This window comes from Cupriavidus pampae, assembly GCF_914271485.1.
In the GTDB taxonomy this organism is placed as follows: Bacteria; Pseudomonadota; Gammaproteobacteria; order Burkholderiales; family Burkholderiaceae; genus Cupriavidus; species Cupriavidus pampae.
The window spans coordinates 532,926-548,515 of sequence record NZ_CAJZAG010000001.1 but is presented as its reverse complement, the minus strand read 5'-3'; the positions used below and the strand labels follow the sequence as shown (position 1 = coordinate 548,515).

Below are 15,590 nucleotides of genomic sequence, written 5' to 3'. Positions count from 1 at the left end.
CTCAGTTGAACCAATGTTCCCGTGCCTTCATGATCAGTGCGCGGGCGTCATCCTCGCTAACACCAATCATCTCGACCAGCTCGTCGACGGCCAGTTCGGCCAGATCGTCGCGCGTGTGGATACTGCCTTCGGCCAGCTTGCCGATCAGCTCGGGAGTCAGGCCTTCGAGGGAACGCAGATCCTGCGACACCTCTTCCACCTTTTCTTCCCGGGCCAGTTCCATCGTCAGCAGCGCATCGCGTGCGCGGTTGCGCAGCTCGTTGACGGTGTCCTCATCGAATGCATCGATCTCCATCATTTCATTGATGGGGACGTAAGCGACTTCCTCTAGTGTCGAGAAGCCTTCTTCGATCAGGATGTCCGCCACTTCCTCGTCCACGTCCAGCTTGGCCATGAACAGCTTGCGTACGACTTCGCTTTCCTCAGCCTGCTTAAGCGCCGATTCTTCCTGCGTCATGATGTTGATCTGCCAGCCAGTCAGCTCCGACGCCAGGCGTACGTTCTGACCACTGCGACCGATGGAGACGGCGAGGTTTTCCTCGTCGACCACCACATCCATGCTGTGTTTTTCCTCATCGACCACGATCGACTGGACCTGTGCCGGCGCCAGCGCGCCGATCACGAACTGCGCCGGATCTTCCGACCACAGCACGATGTCCACCGCCTCGCCACCGATCTCGTTCCGAACGGCCGTCACACGCGTGCCACGCACGCCCACGCAGGTACCGATCGGATCGATGCGCTTGTCGTGCGCCACCACCGCGATCTTCGCGCGAACACCAGGATCACGCGCAGCCGCCTTGATCTCGAGCAGGCCCTGTTCCATCTCGGGCACTTCGTTCTCGAACAGCTTGATCAGGAACTCGGGCGCGGTGCGCGAGAGTTCGATCTGCGGGCCGCGCGCGGCGCGGTCCACATTCAGGATATACGCGCGGACGCGGTCGCCGGTGCGCAGATTTTCCTTCGGAATGATCTGATCCCGTGCCAGCAGCGCCTCGACGCGTCCGGACTCCACGATCAAACCCTTCTTGTCGGCGCGCTTGACCGTACCGGTCATCACCTTCTCGCCACGATCAAGATAGTCGTTCAGGATCTGCTCACGCTCGGCATCGCGAATGCGTTGCAGAATGACCTGCTTGGCAGCCTGCGCGCCGATCCGGCCAAATTCCACCGACTCGATCTGCTCTTCGACGAAATCCTCGAGCTGGGCATCCGCATTCTGCTCAAGTGCTTCGAACAGCAGAATCTGCTTGTCCGGCTCCTGCAGGCCCTGCTCATCGGGAACCACCAGCCAGCGGCGGAACGTCTCGTGCTCGCCCGATTCACGGTCGATCGCCACGCGGATATCGACATCTTCCTCGAACCGCTTCTTGGTCGCGGAAGCGAGTGCCGCCTCCAGCGCGCCAAATACCACATCCTTGTCGACGTTCTTTTCACGCGCGAGCGCATCGACGAGCAACAGAACTTCGCGGCTCATTGCTTGTTCCCTTTTCTTTGATTTCCTTTGAAGTCGATGACGGGCACGAGCCGTGCGCGGTCGACGTCGGATATGGCGAATTCCAGCAATGCCGGGCCGTCCTTGCCTTCGAATTCCAGGCCGATCTTCTCGGCCCCGTCCTCACCTGTGGGCTGCTGCAGGATGCCGACGAAATTCTTCTGGCCATTGACCGGAAGGCGCAGCGTGACGCGAACTTCGGTACCGGCGAAGCGGACGTAGTCAGCCAGCTTCTTCAGCGGCCGGTCGAGACCAGGCGACGATACTTCCAGTCGGTCGTAGTCGACGTTCTCGACGGTAAGCACGTGCGTCAGCTGACGGCTGACCTTCTCGCAATCCTCGATGACGATTCCATCAGGCTGATCGATAAAAACACGCAACAGGCCCTGCGGGGCACGCTCAAGCTCAACCAACTCGTAGCCCATGCCGTTAAGGGTGGTTTCGATCAAATCTGCCAGATGCACTGTAATCCCGAGTAAGAACCTTCAAATTCGTAGCCAGCTGCAAGTTCGTACCAGCTGCAAATTCGTACCAGCTGGATGCCGGCGGACCGGCGACATTGCTGCCCAACGGTGTCTGCATCCCCCGTGTAGCGCGACGGACAACTAAAAACGGGCGACCAAAAAAAAATGGGCGCAATGCCCATCATTCGCCCATCCCCGTCTGGAGGATGACACTTTGAATAGACTTTGATTATACGCGGATTATGTCCAAAAGGCAAAAGCCTGCTGGACGCCGCGTGCAGTGCGGCGGACCGCGACGCCCTGACGGGCGCCGCGTGCGGCAGGCTGCTCAGCGATTACCGCCATGGCCGCCACCGCCGCCGTGACCGCCCCGGCCACGCTGCCGGCGGGCACCGCCAGCACCGCCACCACCGGCGCCGCCACCACTACCACCGCCGCCCTTGGCGGCTTTAGGCATCACATTGCCGTTGACGTCGCCACCGCCGCTACCACGACGGGGCGATTGCGAACGACCGCCGCGACCACCACCGAGGCCGCCCGCGCCACCCATGCCGCCGCCCATACCACCCATACCGCCCATGCCACCGCTTCGCATAGGACCCTGGCCGCCACGCATGCCGCCCTGGCCACCGCGCATGCCACCCTGGCCGCCGCCAAGCTTCGTCGTATGCGACGTCAGCGGTGCCGGACCGGTCGGGATGTAACCCATCGAGGTCTGCATCGGATCCGGCTGACCGCGGCCAGCGCCGCTGCCGCCACCACGCGGACCGCTCTTCTCGAAGCGCGGCAGCCCGTCCATGCCCGTGACCATCGGCATGCCCGCGATGGCGGCTTCGGTACGCGCCTTGCGGCCGCCCACCTTGGTGGCGCCGCCCTTCGGTGCCTGCTCACCCTTGCCCGGCGCCTTCAGACCGATACCGGCCATCAGCGTGCGCACGTCAGCGGCTTCGAGCTCTTGCCAGCGGCCGCGCTTGAGGCCGCGCGGCAGTAGGAATTGACCGTAGCGCGTACGAATCAGGCGCGACACCGTCAGGCCCACCGCCTCGAACATGCGGCGCACTTCACGGTTGCGGCCTTCGGTCAGCGCCACGTGATACCACTGGTTCACGCCCTCGCCACCGCCATCCGCGATACGCAGGAAATTGGCCTCGCCGTCATCGAGCTCGATGCCGTGCAGCAGACGCTGACGATCGATCTCGGCGAGTTCGCCCAGCGTGCGCACCGCGTACTCGCGTTCCACGCCATAGCGCGGATGCATAAAGCGGTTGGCGATATCGCCGGACGTCGTGAAGATCAACAGACCTTCGGTGTTGAAGTCGAGACGACCCACCGCGACCCACTTGCCGGTCTTGATGCGCGGCAGGCTGTCGAACACGGTCGGACGGCCTTCCGGATCGGACTGGCTCACGATCTCGCCCGACGGCTTGTGATACAGCAGCACGCGCGGCGGCTTGCTCGAGATCTTGCGGTGAATCAGCTTGCCATTCACACGCACCTGATCGGTCGGGAGAATGCGCTGGCCGATATGTGCGGGCAGTCCATTGACGGACACGCGGCCCTGCAGAATCAGCTCTTCCATCTCGCGGCGCGAGCCGAGGCCACCTTCGGCCAGCACCTTGTGCAGCTTGGGCGCATCGTCGTCGGCCGACAGTTCGCGCACGGGCTTGGCCTTGGTGCGCGGCACGACCGTGTCTTCGCTGTCGTACTGCTCCGAGATGACGAAACGGAACAGATCCTCGGCGCCGGCCACGGGCTTGTTCGGCTTGACGAGCAGCTTGTCCTCGCCCTGACCACCCTGCGCGCCCTGCCCCGCCTGGCCGCCCCTGGCACCCTTGCCTGCTGGCCGGTCACCGCGACGCTCACCACGCTCACCACGTTCGGCGCGCTCGCCACGCTCACCGCGTCCACCGGTCTTCTGGCCGGACGGCGTCCCTTGCGGGTTGCCCTGACCGCGGTTGTTGCCACCCCTGCCGCGCTTGCCCTGGGCATTGCCACCGGCGGGACGTGCTGCCTCGCCATCGACCAATGCGGCCTTGCGCTGGGGTTGCTGGCGGCGCTTGCGATTGCCGCTGCCACCGGCAGGCTGCGCCTGCGCGCCACCTTCGTCACCGGCACCACCCTGACCCGCCGCGGCCTGATTGCCGTCGGCACCTTCGCCAGTGGCCGCGACCGCGGCACCAGCAGGCTTGCGACGTCCGCGGGCACGTGGCTCGCGGGGCACGGCGGCGGGATCGCCGCTCACGTTGCCCGTGGCGCCCGCATCGCCTTCGCTACCGGCGGCTTCCGCACGGCCGGGCTCGCGATCCTGTGCGGACTGCCGGCGCGAAGCCACCAGATTGCGCAGGCCACGGCGCAGCCCCTTGCGGCGCGGCGCACCGTCCGAGCCGGCGGCATCCGGCGCACCGGCGTCGTCCGGCTGGCGGACGTCTTGATCAACGGAATCAGACAAAATATTTCACTATCGGATGTTGCATGTTGTTCAGTTGGACACGCGCTCATCGTCCTCGGCCAGATGCGGCGTGGTGCCGTCTGGCGACGCCGGGGATGCCTCCCCGGCAGACGCGTCGATGTCCAGAGGAATGTCGCTCGCCTGTTCCACAGGCGCCTCGTCATCCTGACCGTTGTGAAGCGTGGGCGTCCCTGATTCGTCAGCCCCGGCTTCGTCAGCTTTGGCTTCGTCAGCCGAGGCTTCAGTTGCCGCTTCGGTTTCCGCTGCGGTTTCCGCTTCGGCTACCCCATCGCTTCCCGCTTGTTGATTGGTTTGCACGCTTGCCTGCGAGTCCGCCTGCGTGTCTGTCGGTAAATCTGCCTGTGAGTCCGCGAACGCTTCTTCGTCGGCACTCACCGCCACGCCCACCTGAGGATTGGCCGTCGCAATGTCTTCGAAATCGATCGGCTGCTGGTCCAGCAGCGCTGCCTGCACCTGCGCCTGGGCATCTTCCAGCGGCGGCAACTCATCGAGCGTGCGCAGGCCCAGGTCGTCGAGGAACGCCTTGGTCGTGGCGTATAACGCCGGACGGCCCGGCACGTCGCGATGGCCGATGACCTCGATCCAGCCACGATCCTCGAGCTTCTTGACCACTTCGGTGCTCACCGTCACGCCGCGAATCTCTTCGATATCGCCACGCGTCACGGGCTGCCGGTACGAGATGATCGCCAGCGTCTCCATCACCGCGCGCGAATACTTGGGCGGCTTTTCCGGATTCAGGCGGTCGAGATACTCGCGCATCTCGGGACGGCTCTGGAACCGCCACCCGCTTGCCAGCGCAACCAGTTCCACACCGCGCTGCAACCAATCCTGGCGCAGCTCCTCGAGCAGTACACGAATGGTGTCGGCACCGACATCGTCGGCAAACAGCTTGCGCAGATCGTTCACGCGCAGCGGCTCCTGCGCGCAGATCAGCGCGGTCTCGAGGACGATCTTCGCCTCTTGGGTATTCATGTGATTGCGTGCAGCCTGTATTGCACCTGCTTCCGGACAAAGTCCCGAAGCACGGGAGATTTCGGATTCAGCGGCCGATTACCACCGCCATCTCGTCGCGCAGCCAACTCGCATGCCTGTCGCACCAGAGCCGTGCACTTCGTTTGATGCATCGATTTGCCGAGTCGATCCGGCAGAAGATTGTCCGGCGCCCGGCGTGGCCGGCCGATGGACCACTCCACGGCGTTGCCCGGTCTTTTGAACCAGATCTTGTGAACCGGAAGTACCGTGGGGGTGGATCCGGCAGGCCTTCGCCTGGATCCCTGGATATCCCCCCGGATGAGGGGCATCACACTGACGATGCCGCGGACGCCACAAAAGACTACGTGCGCGATACCGTGGTTCCGGCGATTGTATGGCATATCCGGGGGCTACCGCAACCCGCCCCCCGTGCAAGCCCTAACAACCGGCATGAAATATCCCCCCGACGACGATGCCGGGGCTCAGAACACCAGACAGAAACCGTGCCGCGCCAGCATCTCCGGCAGCAGCGCCGCGCGGGCCACCCCGGCCAGCCCGAAACCCGCCACCGCCAGCCCGGCCAGCATCCGCACCGCCGGGCGGCGTGCCTGCCGGCGCAGCCAACCCGCAAATCCGGACAGCACCACGAGGTTAGGCAACGTGCCGAGACCGAACGCGGTCATCACCAGCGCCCCCGATGCCGCGTTGCCCGCCAGCAACGCCAACCCGAGCGCGGCGTAGACCATGCCGCACGGCACCAGCCCCCACGCGAGCCCGATCATATAGCGTCGAGGCAGCGCGCCGATGCCGGCCCACACCCCACGCAACCCCCCACGCAGGCCTCCACGCAATCGCCCACTGCCTCCGACGTTGTCACCGAAGGCAGCCGCCACGCGCGCGATCACCCGTTCGAGCCATGGCATGCGCACCGCGCCGCCGATCATCAACCAGAGGCCTGTACCGATCAGCATGGCGCTGCCCAGCGCAAACAGCGATCGCTGCAATGGCAGCACGTCATGCTTCCACGCGAGCGTGCCGATCGCACCCATCAGCGCACCAAGCAACGCGTACGTCGATACACGTCCCGCGTGCAACGCGAGTGTGTCGCGCCACCACGCGCGTCGCCATGCGTGCATGCGTTGCCGCGCGATGAGATGCACCGGCGTGGCCGTCTCGGTGCTCGCGCTCGACACGACAAGCGCAATGCCACCACACATCGCCGCGCAATGGATGCCGCCCAGCAACGCTAATAGGAATACGCTGAAAAGTACCTCAAATATCAACTGTTCCTCGCTTTCGTCTAGGCGCGCACGCTAGAATGCATTCATCGTGCCCCCGCGAGCGCGCTTCACCGACAGGTCTCAATTGCTCACGCCCATCCCGATCACCGAGATGTCTCCCCGTTGCTCCACGTGTGCGATGGGGCAACTCTGTCTGCCTGTTGGCATGAACAAGCAGGACCTCGAAAAGATCGATACGCTCGTGCAGGAACGCTTTCGCGTGCACAAGGGCGAGACGCTCTATCGCATGGGCGACCCGCTGACCGCGGTCTACGCGGTGCGCTTCGGCACGTTGAAGACGCATATCACGATGGAAGACGGCCGCTCGCAGATCACGGGCTTTCATCTGCCCGGCGAGATCGTCGGCCTCGACGGTCTCAGCGAGATGCAGCACGCCTCCGATGCGTCCGCACTCGAGGACACCGAAGTCTGCGTGGTCCGCTTCAATGACCTGACCTCGCTCTCGAGCGAACTCCCCTCGCTGCAGCAACAGTTCCTGCGCCTGATGAGCCGCGAGATCTCGCAGGACCAAATGATGCTGATGACGCTCGGCTCCATGCGAGCGGAAGAACGTCTGGCTGCGTTCCTGATCAACCTTTCGACGCGCCTGTCCGTGCGCGGCTACTCGTCCACCGAATTCGTGCTGCGCATGAGCCGCGAAGAAATCGGCAGCTATCTCGGCCTCAAGCTCGAGACCGTGAGCCGACTGTTCTCGCGCTTCGCCGAGGCCGGACTGATCCAGATCCGCCAGCGTCATGTAAAGCTCGTCGATGTCGACGGACTCCGGCAGATCTACAGTCGCACCTGCTGACGGCCCGTTCGCGCGCATTCAGCTCACCTCGGCCTATTCCATCTCATCGGTCTCCGCCAGCGGAGCCGGCAGCGTGTAGAGCGTCAACCCGCTCGACACCGCGCACAACGCCCACGCCAGCAGAAAACCGACCGTGTAGACCGCCTCGCGCGATGCCTCGAGCGGATGACCGAACAGCGTCAGGTCGCTCGGATCGATCAGCGAGAATACCGCGGCCGTCGCGACGCCGGCCACCATGAACGCGGGCCATAGCACCCACATCAGCCAGCGCAGCTTCATGGCTGCCTCGCGTTGCCAGCGTCGGCGGCGGCCTTGACCGCATTGACCGCATTGACCACCAGGCCCCGATGCACGGCCTCCTCGACGGGCCGGTCCGCATGCTGCGCGGCCAGCCAGATCGTTACGCCGCAGCCGATCATCGCAAGCAGCGGCCCACTCATCAGCAGCCAGGGCCATGGCTCCTTCCACCACGGCCTGCCTTGTTGCGTCTGCATGGAATCTCCTTAAAGTTCTCGCGGCACGATAAAGCTGGTGGACTGATCGATCTCGGCCACCTGGTGGCCGTTCTGTTCGCTGGTCACTACCACGTCAATCTTGTGCGTCCCCTGCCGCGCGGCCTCGATCGGCACGCGGATGCGCACCGGCACGAGCCGGTTCGACGCGGGCGCCAGAATCTCCGCCGCGCGGTCATACTCGATGATGATGCCCGCAAGGTCGTGGCCGTTCGCCTGCACGCGCACCTGCATCGGCGCCTCGGTGGTGTTGATCAGCTGCAGCCGGTAGACGTTCTCGATCCAGCGGCCGTCGACCTCGCGGGCCAGCGCGCCGCGATCGCGCAGGATATCCACCTTGAGCGGCGCGCGCAGCGCCAGCGATACCGCCAGCCCCGCCACGAGCGCAAGCCAGATGCCGGCATACACGAACACGCGTGGCCGCAGCAGACGCCGGCGCGCCGCGGCCGGCGACAGCCCCTGCCGCATCGCGTTCTCCGACGTGTAGCGGATGAGTCCGCGCGGATAGCTCATCTTGTCCATGACCTGATTGCACGCGTCGATACATGCGCCACAACCGATGCATTCGTATTGCAGCCCTTCGCGAATGTCGATGCCGGTCGGGCACACCTGCACACAGATGCTGCAATTCACGCAGTCGCCGAGGCCCGCCGCGCGATGATCGCTCTTGCGGCCACGGCTGCCGCGCGGCTCGCCACGACCGACGTCGTACGTGACCACGAAGGTATCGCGATCGACCATCACGCTCTGGAAACGCGCATATGGACACATGTACTTGCAGACCTGCTCGCGCATAAAGCCTGCATTGCCCCACGTTGCAAACGCGTAGAACAACATCCAGAACGTCTGCCACGGCCCCAGCCCGGCACTCGCCACCTGTCCGCCCAGCGCGCGAATGGGCGTGAAGAAGCCAACAAACGTGAAACCGGTCCATAGCGCGATGACGATCCACAGCGCATGCTTGGTCGCCTTGAGGCGCAGCTTGCGCAGCGACCACGGGTCGCTATCGAGCCGGATGCGCGCAAAGCGGTCGCCTTCGATCCGGCGTTCGATCCAGAGAAAGATCTCGGTGTAGACCGTCTGCGGACACGCATAGCCGCAAAACAACCGGCCAGCCATCGCCGTGAACAGAAACAATGCGAGCGCCGAAATAACGAGTAGCACCGACAGGTAGATCACGTCCTGCGGCCACAGCACCAGCCCGAAGATATAGAACTTGCGGGCGCCGAGATCGAACAACACGGCCTGCCGGTCGTTCCACTGCAGCCACGGCGTGCCGTAGAAAATCAGCTGCGTGAACACCACGAGCCAGACGCGCCAGCGATCGAAGGCACCGGTGACCGAACGCGGATAGATCTTGCGCCGGACCTCGTAGAGCGCCTCGTCGGAACTCTCCGATCCGGGCATCGCCATCGGCCGCCAGCTGTTGTCATTCATTTCGATGCCCCATCCGTATTGGACAGGCCCCACACGTACGCGGTCAGCATCTGGATGCGCTCCGGCGTCAGGATCTCCTCGTGCGCGGGCATATGGCCCTCATGACCCTTGAGAATCGCTTCGACGATGGTCCCCTCCGAGCTGCCGTAGAGCCAGACGTTGTCCGAGAGATTCGGCGCGCCGAGCGCCTGGTTACCCTTGCCCGAAGCACCATGGCAGGCCGCGCACGTGGTCTTGAACGTGTTCTCGCCACGTGATGCGCGAATCGGATCGTAGGACAGCCCTGACAGCGAGCGCACGTACTGTGCGACGTCGCCAGCGAGCTTGCCATCGACGGCTGCCGCGAACGACGGCATCATGCCGTTACGGCCTTTGGTGATGGTCTGCCGAATGGTGTCCGGATCGCCGCCGTACAGCCAGTCCGTATCGGTCAGGTTCGGAAAGCCGCGGCTGCCACGCGCATCGGAGCCATGGCATTGCGCGCAGTAGTTGAGGAACAGGCGCTGGCCGATCTCGCGTGCTTCGGGATCGGCGGCAACGCCCTTCACGTCCATCTTCATGTACTTCGCGTAGATCGCATGCTGCCTGGCTTCGGCGGCCTGCCGCTGCGCGGCCAGCTCGCCCTGCGAGGAGAAGCCGAGCACGCCACCGTAGGTGCCGAGACCGGGATACAGCACGAGGTACGCCAGCGCGAACACGCACGACAGCAGGAACATCCACATCCACCAGCGTGGCAGCGGATTGTTGAGTTCGCGCAGGTCGCCGTCCCAGACGTGACCGGTATCGTCGACGGCCGCGCCCGCCGCGGGCGGCTTGGCGATGCGACGTTGCGACAGCAGCAGCCATGCGCACCACACGATACCGACCAGTGCGATGGCGGAGATGTAGTAGCTCCAGAATCCGGAAGTGAAATCGCTCATGTTCGGGGTTCCCCCGCTGGGGAGGTTGTCGTTTCGTCCGGCAGTGCAAAAGGCAGCAATGCCGATTCGAGATTGGCGGACTGGCGCGGCCTGGACCACGCCCAGCAGCAGATGCCGAGAAACACCAGCATCGAGATCGCGGTAACGATGGCGGTCAGCATGGCCATGGCGTTACTCCTTGCGCGGCGCGCTGCCATCAACGCCGTTATCGATACGCACGTTGCGGCGATTAATGCCGAGGCCCTGCAGATACGCGACCATCGCGTCCTCCTCGGTCTTGCTCGCGAGCGCATCCGGCGCCTTCGCAATCTCTTCCTCGGTGTACGGCACCCCGAGTCGCTTGAGCGCATGCATGCGCGCCTGGATGCTGTCGGTGGCGAGCGGCGTCTTCTCCAGCCACGCATAGGAGGGCATCACGGACTCGGGCACCACGTCGCGCGGATTACGCAGGTGCAGGCGCTGCCAGTCGTCTGAATAGCGGCCGCCCACGCGCGCGAGATCCGGGCCGGTGCGCTTGGATCCCCACAGGAACGGATGATCGAACACCGACTCGCCGGCCGTGGAGAAGTGGCCATAGCGCTCGGTTTCCGCCTGCAGCGTGCGCACCTGCTGCGAGTGGCAGCCCACGCAGCCTTCGCGGATATAGATATCGCGGCCCATCAGCCGCAACGGTGAGTACGGCGTAATGCCGGGGTCGGGCTGCGTCGTCGAATGCTGGAAGAACAGCGGCACGATCTGCACGAGACCGGCGATGCTGACCACGAGGATCGTTGCCAGGATCAGCCAGCCGACGTTCTTCTCGAGCGTTTCGTGGGACCAGAATCGTTGTTGTTGTGAGGACATCTTCAGGCTCCTTCCCGGTCAGTGCGCGGTGACTTGCGCGGCCAGCGCGGTGGGGATGGGTGCGTTCACGACGCGTCGGCCGGCGGTTGTGCGGTACACGTTCCAGGCCATGATCAGCATGCCCGACAGGAAGCACAGGCCGCCGAGCAGGCGAATCAGATAGAACGGATACTTGGCCTTGACCGCCTCGACGAACGCATAGGTGAGCGTGCCGTCGGGCTGCGTGGCACGCCACATCAGGCCTTCCATCACGCCCGCGATCCACATCGAGGCGATGTACAGCACCACGCCGATCGTGGCGATCCAGAAGTGCCATTCGATCAGCCGCACGCTGTACATCTGCTTCTCGCCGAACAGGCGTGGAATCATGTAATAGAGCGAGCCCACCGAGATCATCGCGACCCAGCCCAGCGCGCCCGAGTGGACGTGGCCGATGGTCCAGTCCGTGTAGTGCGAGAGCGCGTTCACGGTCTTGATCGACATCATCGAGCCCTCGAACGTGGCCATGCCGTAGAACGACAGCGCGACGACCAGGAACTTGAGGATCGGGTCCGTGCGCAGCTTGTGCCAGGCCCCCGACAGCGTCATGATGCCGTTGATCATGCCGCCCCACGACGGCGCGAGCAGGATCAGCGAGAACACCATGCCGAGCGATTGTGCCCAGTCGGGCAGCGCCGTGTATTGCAGGTGGTGGGGACCGGCCCACATGTAGGTGAAGTTGAGCGCCCAGAAGTGGACGATCGACAGCCGGTACGAGTAGATCGGGCGTTCGGCCTGCTTGGGGATGAAGTAGTACATCATCCCGAGGAAGCTCGTGGTGAGGAAGAAGCCCACCGCGTTGTGGCCGTACCACCATTGCACCATGGCGTCCTGCACGCCCGCGTACGCGGAGTAGGACTTCCACATCGAGGCCGGCATCTCGATGTTGTTGACGATGTGCAGCAGCGCGATGGTCAGGATGTACGCGCCGAAGAACCAGTTGGCCACGTAGATATGGCGCGTCTTGCGGCGGATGATCGTGCCGAAGAACACGATGGCGTAGGCCACCCACACAAGCGTGATCAGGATGTCGATCGGCCATTCGAGCTCGGCGTACTCCTTCGAACTCGTGATGCCCAGCGGCAGCGTGATGACGGCCGCGACGATGACGGCCTGCCAGCCCCAGAACGTGAACGCGGCCAGCGGGCCGCAGAACAGCCGCGCCTGGCACGTGCGCTGCACCACGTAGTACGACGTCGCGAACAGCGCGCTACCGCCAAACGCGAAGATCACCGCGTTGGTATGGAGCGGGCGCAGCCGGCCGAACGACAGCCAGGGCGTGTTGAAGTTGAGATCCGGCCAGATCAGCTGCGCTGCCAGCAGCACGCCGACGGCCATGCCGACGATCCCCCAGACCACGGTCATGATCGCGAACTGCCGCACCACGCCGTAGTTGAAGGTATCCGCGCGCGCGTCCGGGCGCGCGTTTGCCCGCAGCTCTGTGCGCGGCACAGCGGTGGTGACTTCCATGCAGACCCCCAAAAGCGAAATATGAGAAAAACCCCGATGACGAAGTGACTTTAGTAAAACGTCACTGCCCCGACGTTGACCTCGGTCAACTTTGAGGAAATTGCGATGAACTTTTTTGGGGGGTGTTGTGTGAAGTCATGCTTTGGCGGGGACGATCGTCAGGGCGATCGTTATCGAGCAGGATCGCCTCGGCGGGGCGGTCGAGGTCGTCGTATTGGCCGGCGTGCAGCGCCCACCAGAGCGAGCCGCCGATCAGCAGCACCAGCACGAGGCTCAGCGGCACGAGCAGGTAGAGCATTTCCATCGTCAGTCCTCGTGTGGGACGCGCAGCAGGCGCCATGCGTTGAGCACCACCAGCAGCGATGACGCCGACATGCCGATGCCGGCCATCCAGGCGGTGACGTGACCGGTGGCCGCCAGCGGAATGGCGACCATGTTGTAGGCGAAGGCCCACGCGAGGTTCTGCCGCATGACGCGGCGCGTACGGCGGGCCACCGTTATCGCGGTGGCGATGGTGGCGATATGGTCGTGCATCAGCACCGCGTCCGCGCCGGCCTGCGCGAGCGGCGCGCCGCTGCCGAGCGCGATCGAGACATGAGCCTGCGCGAGAACCGGGGCGTCGTTGATGCCATCGCCGACGGCCAGCACCACGGCGCCCTTGCGCTGCAGCGCCGCTACATCGTCGCGCTTGGCTTCGGGCGTGCGCGCGCCCGCCGCACTGGCGATGCCGAAGCGTTGCGCCCACCCGCGCACCGCGTCGACGTGGTCGCCCGATAGCAGGTGCACCTGCACCCCCAGCCGACGCAACCCGCGGAGCAGCGCATCCGCCTGCGGTCGTGCCACGTCCGCGAGCTGGAAGCGCGCGAGCAGCCCTTGCTCGTCACCGAGCCAGATGGGGGTGGCTTCGGTGAGTTGGGGCGACGGCGCGTCCTGCGTAGCTTGCGTGGTCCGCATGGCCGGCGCGGCGTTGATTGCCGCGGTGACAAACGTGTGGTTGCCGAGCCGCAGGCGCCGTTTGCCCAGCGTGGCCTCGATGCCCTGCCCCGGTACGTTGCGCCGCGCATCGAGCGGCATCGCATCGATATCGCCCGTGCCGGCCGCCCGCAGCGCGCGGCCGATCGGGTGCTCGCTGTCGCGTTCCATGGCGGCGGCCAGCGCGTGGCACCGCGTCGCGTCGAGCGCGCCGAATACCTCCGTCGCCACCAGCGAGAAGCGCCCTTCCGTCAGCGTGCCGGTCTTGTCGAGCACGACGTCGGTCACGCGCGCGAGCGTCTCGATGGCATGGCCACGCACCATCAGCAGCCCCCGCCTCGACAGCGCGGCGCCGGCGGCGGCCAGCGCGGCGGGCGCGGCCAGGGAAAGTGCGCACGGACAGCTCACGACCAGCACCGCCACCGTGACCGGCAACGCGCGCGCGGGATCGATCCACAGCGCCCAGACCGCGCCGGTGAGCGCGGCGAGCAATAGCAGCGTGGCGACGAACCACGCGGCCACTCGGTCGGCCAGCGCGGCGATACGTGGCTTGTCGGTCAGCGCGCGGTCCAGCACCGCCACGATCTCCGCCAGCCGCGTCGCCGCGCCGATGCGCGTCACCGCGAACTCCACCGGACTGGTGCTGTTGTAGCTGCCTGCCAGCACCGTTGCGCCAACGCCACGCGGCACCGGGCGCGACTCGCCGGTCAACAGCGCCTCGTCGAACTCGCTCGCGCCCGCGACGATGGTGCCGTCCGCGGGTACCACGTCTCCCGCTTTCACGCGCACGCGATCGCCCACGCGCAGCCGCGCCACCGGAATGCGCTCACCGGTGCCGCTGGGTTCCAACCCGCGCGCGTCCGCGCCGCCGGCGTCCGCCACGCCATCTGTCACGTCCTCTCGCATTGCCACCCGCTCGCAGGTAGCCGGCAACTGGCGCGCGAGCATTTCGGCGCCGCTGCGCGAGGCCTGGCGTACGCGTAGTTCCAGATATCGTGCCAGCAACAGAAAGGCCACGAACATCGTGACCGAGTCGAAGTAGACCTCGCCCCCACCCTTCCCACCATCGCGCAGCATCGCCACGGTGCTGGCGATAAAGCCCGCCGCCACGCCGATCGCCACCGGCACGTCCATGCCCGCGCGGTGGCGGCGCAGATCGCGCCATGCGCCTGTGAAAATCGGCCATGCGGAGTAGGTCACCACCGGCAGCGTCAGCGCGAAGCTGGCCCAGCGCATCAGCGTCAGCAGGCCCGTGTCGATGGTGGCTTCGTAGGTATAGACCGGCCACGCGTACATCATGACCTGCATCATCGCGAGCATGGCCACGGCCACGCGCATCAGCAGCGCGCGGCGTTCGCGGCGGTCCTCGCGGTCGCCACGGCCCAGTTCGAATGGCCACGCGAGATAGCCGATGTCGGCCAGCGCGGCCAGCAGGTCGGCAACCGAATGCGCGGCCACGCGCCACCGCACCACCACGCGCCGTGTGGCCACGTTGGCCACCGCGGAGACCACGCCCGGCAACTGCTGCAGGTGCTGCTCGATCAGCCATGCGCACGCCGCGCAGCGAATGTTCTCGGGCGCCAGCGTGATCTCGGCCTCGTCATTGCCGACCGGCCGTACGAATTGCGCGCGCAGTTCGGGCGCGTCGTAAGCCGCCCACACCAGCGCCGCCTCGTCCCGTGCAGAGCCCTCGAGTGGCCGCGCGAAGCGCGCGGCGTCGCCATAGAAGTGACCGAATCCGGCCGCATGCAGGGTGCGGGCAAGCGTCAGGCAGCCGCCGCAGCAGAATGCTCTGGGCGTGCCATCGAGCGGAATGGACAGGGGGGGAGAGAGCGGCCCGCCGGAGCCGACTGGCTGGCCGCAATGGAAGCATGCAAGGGACATGGGGCGCTCTTTTTACCTACG

The 15,590-nt window shown here is 65.4% G+C and carries 15 protein-coding genes; 1 reads left to right on the top strand and 14 read right to left on the bottom strand.

Features of this window, described 5'->3' with window-relative positions; translation table 11 throughout:
• Position 1 precedes the first annotated feature (1 nt).
• From nusA to LDO41_RS02380, 5 genes are all read right to left on the bottom strand, one after another.
• Positions 2-1,477 (bottom strand): transcription termination factor NusA, encoded by a 1,476-nt coding sequence (gene nusA / locus LDO41_RS02400; protein ID WP_223981380.1) that lies wholly within the window; start codon positions 1,475-1,477, stop codon positions 2-4.
• Positions 1,474-1,959, bottom strand: coding sequence for a ribosome maturation factor RimP (rimP, locus tag LDO41_RS02395; RefSeq protein ID WP_223981377.1), 486 nt, complete (start codon positions 1,957-1,959; stop codon positions 1,474-1,476). The genes nusA and rimP overlap by 4 nt, the downstream gene beginning before the upstream one ends.
• Before the next feature lie 328 nt (positions 1,960-2,287).
• Positions 2,288-4,408 (bottom strand): 23S rRNA pseudouridine(2605) synthase RluB, encoded by a 2,121-nt coding sequence (gene rluB, locus LDO41_RS02390; RefSeq protein ID WP_223981372.1) that lies wholly within the window; start codon positions 4,406-4,408, stop codon positions 2,288-2,290.
• Between the two features lie 30 nt (positions 4,409-4,438).
• Complete coding sequence (gene scpB / locus LDO41_RS02385; protein ID WP_223981370.1) at positions 4,439-5,401, bottom strand: SMC-Scp complex subunit ScpB; 963 nt, start codon at positions 5,399-5,401, stop codon at positions 4,439-4,441.
• A gap of 482 nt (positions 5,402-5,883) precedes the next feature.
• Complete coding sequence (locus LDO41_RS02380; RefSeq protein ID WP_223981367.1) at positions 5,884-6,684, bottom strand: sulfite exporter TauE/SafE family protein; 801 nt, start codon at positions 6,682-6,684, stop codon at positions 5,884-5,886.
• 82 nt (positions 6,685-6,766) lie between these two features.
• Here LDO41_RS02380 and fnr point away from each other — a divergent pair, with 82 nt between their 5' ends.
• Entirely contained in the window at positions 6,767-7,492 is a 726-nt protein-coding gene (gene fnr / locus LDO41_RS02375; protein ID WP_223981364.1) for a fumarate/nitrate reduction transcriptional regulator Fnr, read from the top strand.
• A 33-nt stretch (positions 7,493-7,525) separates the two neighbouring features.
• Here fnr and LDO41_RS02370 read toward each other — a convergent pair whose 3' ends face one another.
• The 9 genes from LDO41_RS02370 to LDO41_RS02330 all read right to left on the bottom strand — a co-directional run bounded on the left by LDO41_RS02370 (position 7,526) and on the right by LDO41_RS02330 (position 15,569).
• Positions 7,526-7,771: a hypothetical protein gene (locus LDO41_RS02370; RefSeq protein WP_223981361.1), complete on the bottom strand. Its 246-nt coding sequence runs from the start codon at positions 7,769-7,771 to the stop codon at positions 7,526-7,528.
• Complete coding sequence (locus tag LDO41_RS02365) at positions 7,768-7,986, bottom strand: hypothetical protein (protein WP_223981358.1); 219 nt, start codon at positions 7,984-7,986, stop codon at positions 7,768-7,770. The genes LDO41_RS02370 and LDO41_RS02365 overlap by 4 nt, the downstream gene beginning before the upstream one ends.
• 9 nt (positions 7,987-7,995) lie before the next feature.
• Positions 7,996-9,441, bottom strand: coding sequence for a cytochrome c oxidase accessory protein CcoG (gene ccoG / locus LDO41_RS02360; RefSeq protein WP_223981355.1), 1,446 nt, complete (start codon positions 9,439-9,441; stop codon positions 7,996-7,998).
• On the bottom strand, positions 9,438-10,361 hold the full coding sequence (gene ccoP, locus LDO41_RS02355; RefSeq protein ID WP_223981352.1) for a cytochrome-c oxidase, cbb3-type subunit III: 924 nt from the start codon (positions 10,359-10,361) through the stop codon (positions 9,438-9,440). The genes ccoG and ccoP overlap by 4 nt, the downstream gene beginning before the upstream one ends.
• A complete protein-coding gene (locus tag LDO41_RS02350) occupies positions 10,358-10,528 on the bottom strand; it encodes a cbb3-type cytochrome oxidase subunit 3 (protein WP_223981349.1) in 171 nt (56 codons plus the stop codon). Before LDO41_RS02350 ends, ccoP begins: the two co-directional genes overlap by 4 nt.
• 4 nt (positions 10,529-10,532) lie before the next feature.
• On the bottom strand, positions 10,533-11,204 hold the full coding sequence (gene ccoO, locus LDO41_RS02345) for a cytochrome-c oxidase, cbb3-type subunit II (RefSeq protein WP_223981346.1): 672 nt from the start codon (positions 11,202-11,204) through the stop codon (positions 10,533-10,535).
• A gap of 18 nt (positions 11,205-11,222) precedes the next feature.
• Complete coding sequence (gene ccoN / locus LDO41_RS02340; protein WP_223981343.1) at positions 11,223-12,713, bottom strand: cytochrome-c oxidase, cbb3-type subunit I; 1,491 nt, start codon at positions 12,711-12,713, stop codon at positions 11,223-11,225.
• A gap of 85 nt (positions 12,714-12,798) precedes the next feature.
• A complete protein-coding gene (gene ccoS / locus LDO41_RS02335; protein WP_223981339.1) occupies positions 12,799-13,017 on the bottom strand; it encodes a cbb3-type cytochrome oxidase assembly protein CcoS in 219 nt (72 codons plus the stop codon).
• Positions 13,018-13,019: 2 nt separating this feature from the next.
• Entirely contained in the window at positions 13,020-15,569 is a 2,550-nt protein-coding gene (locus LDO41_RS02330) for a heavy metal translocating P-type ATPase (RefSeq protein ID WP_223981336.1), read from the bottom strand.
• Positions 15,570-15,590: the final 21 nt, after the last annotated feature.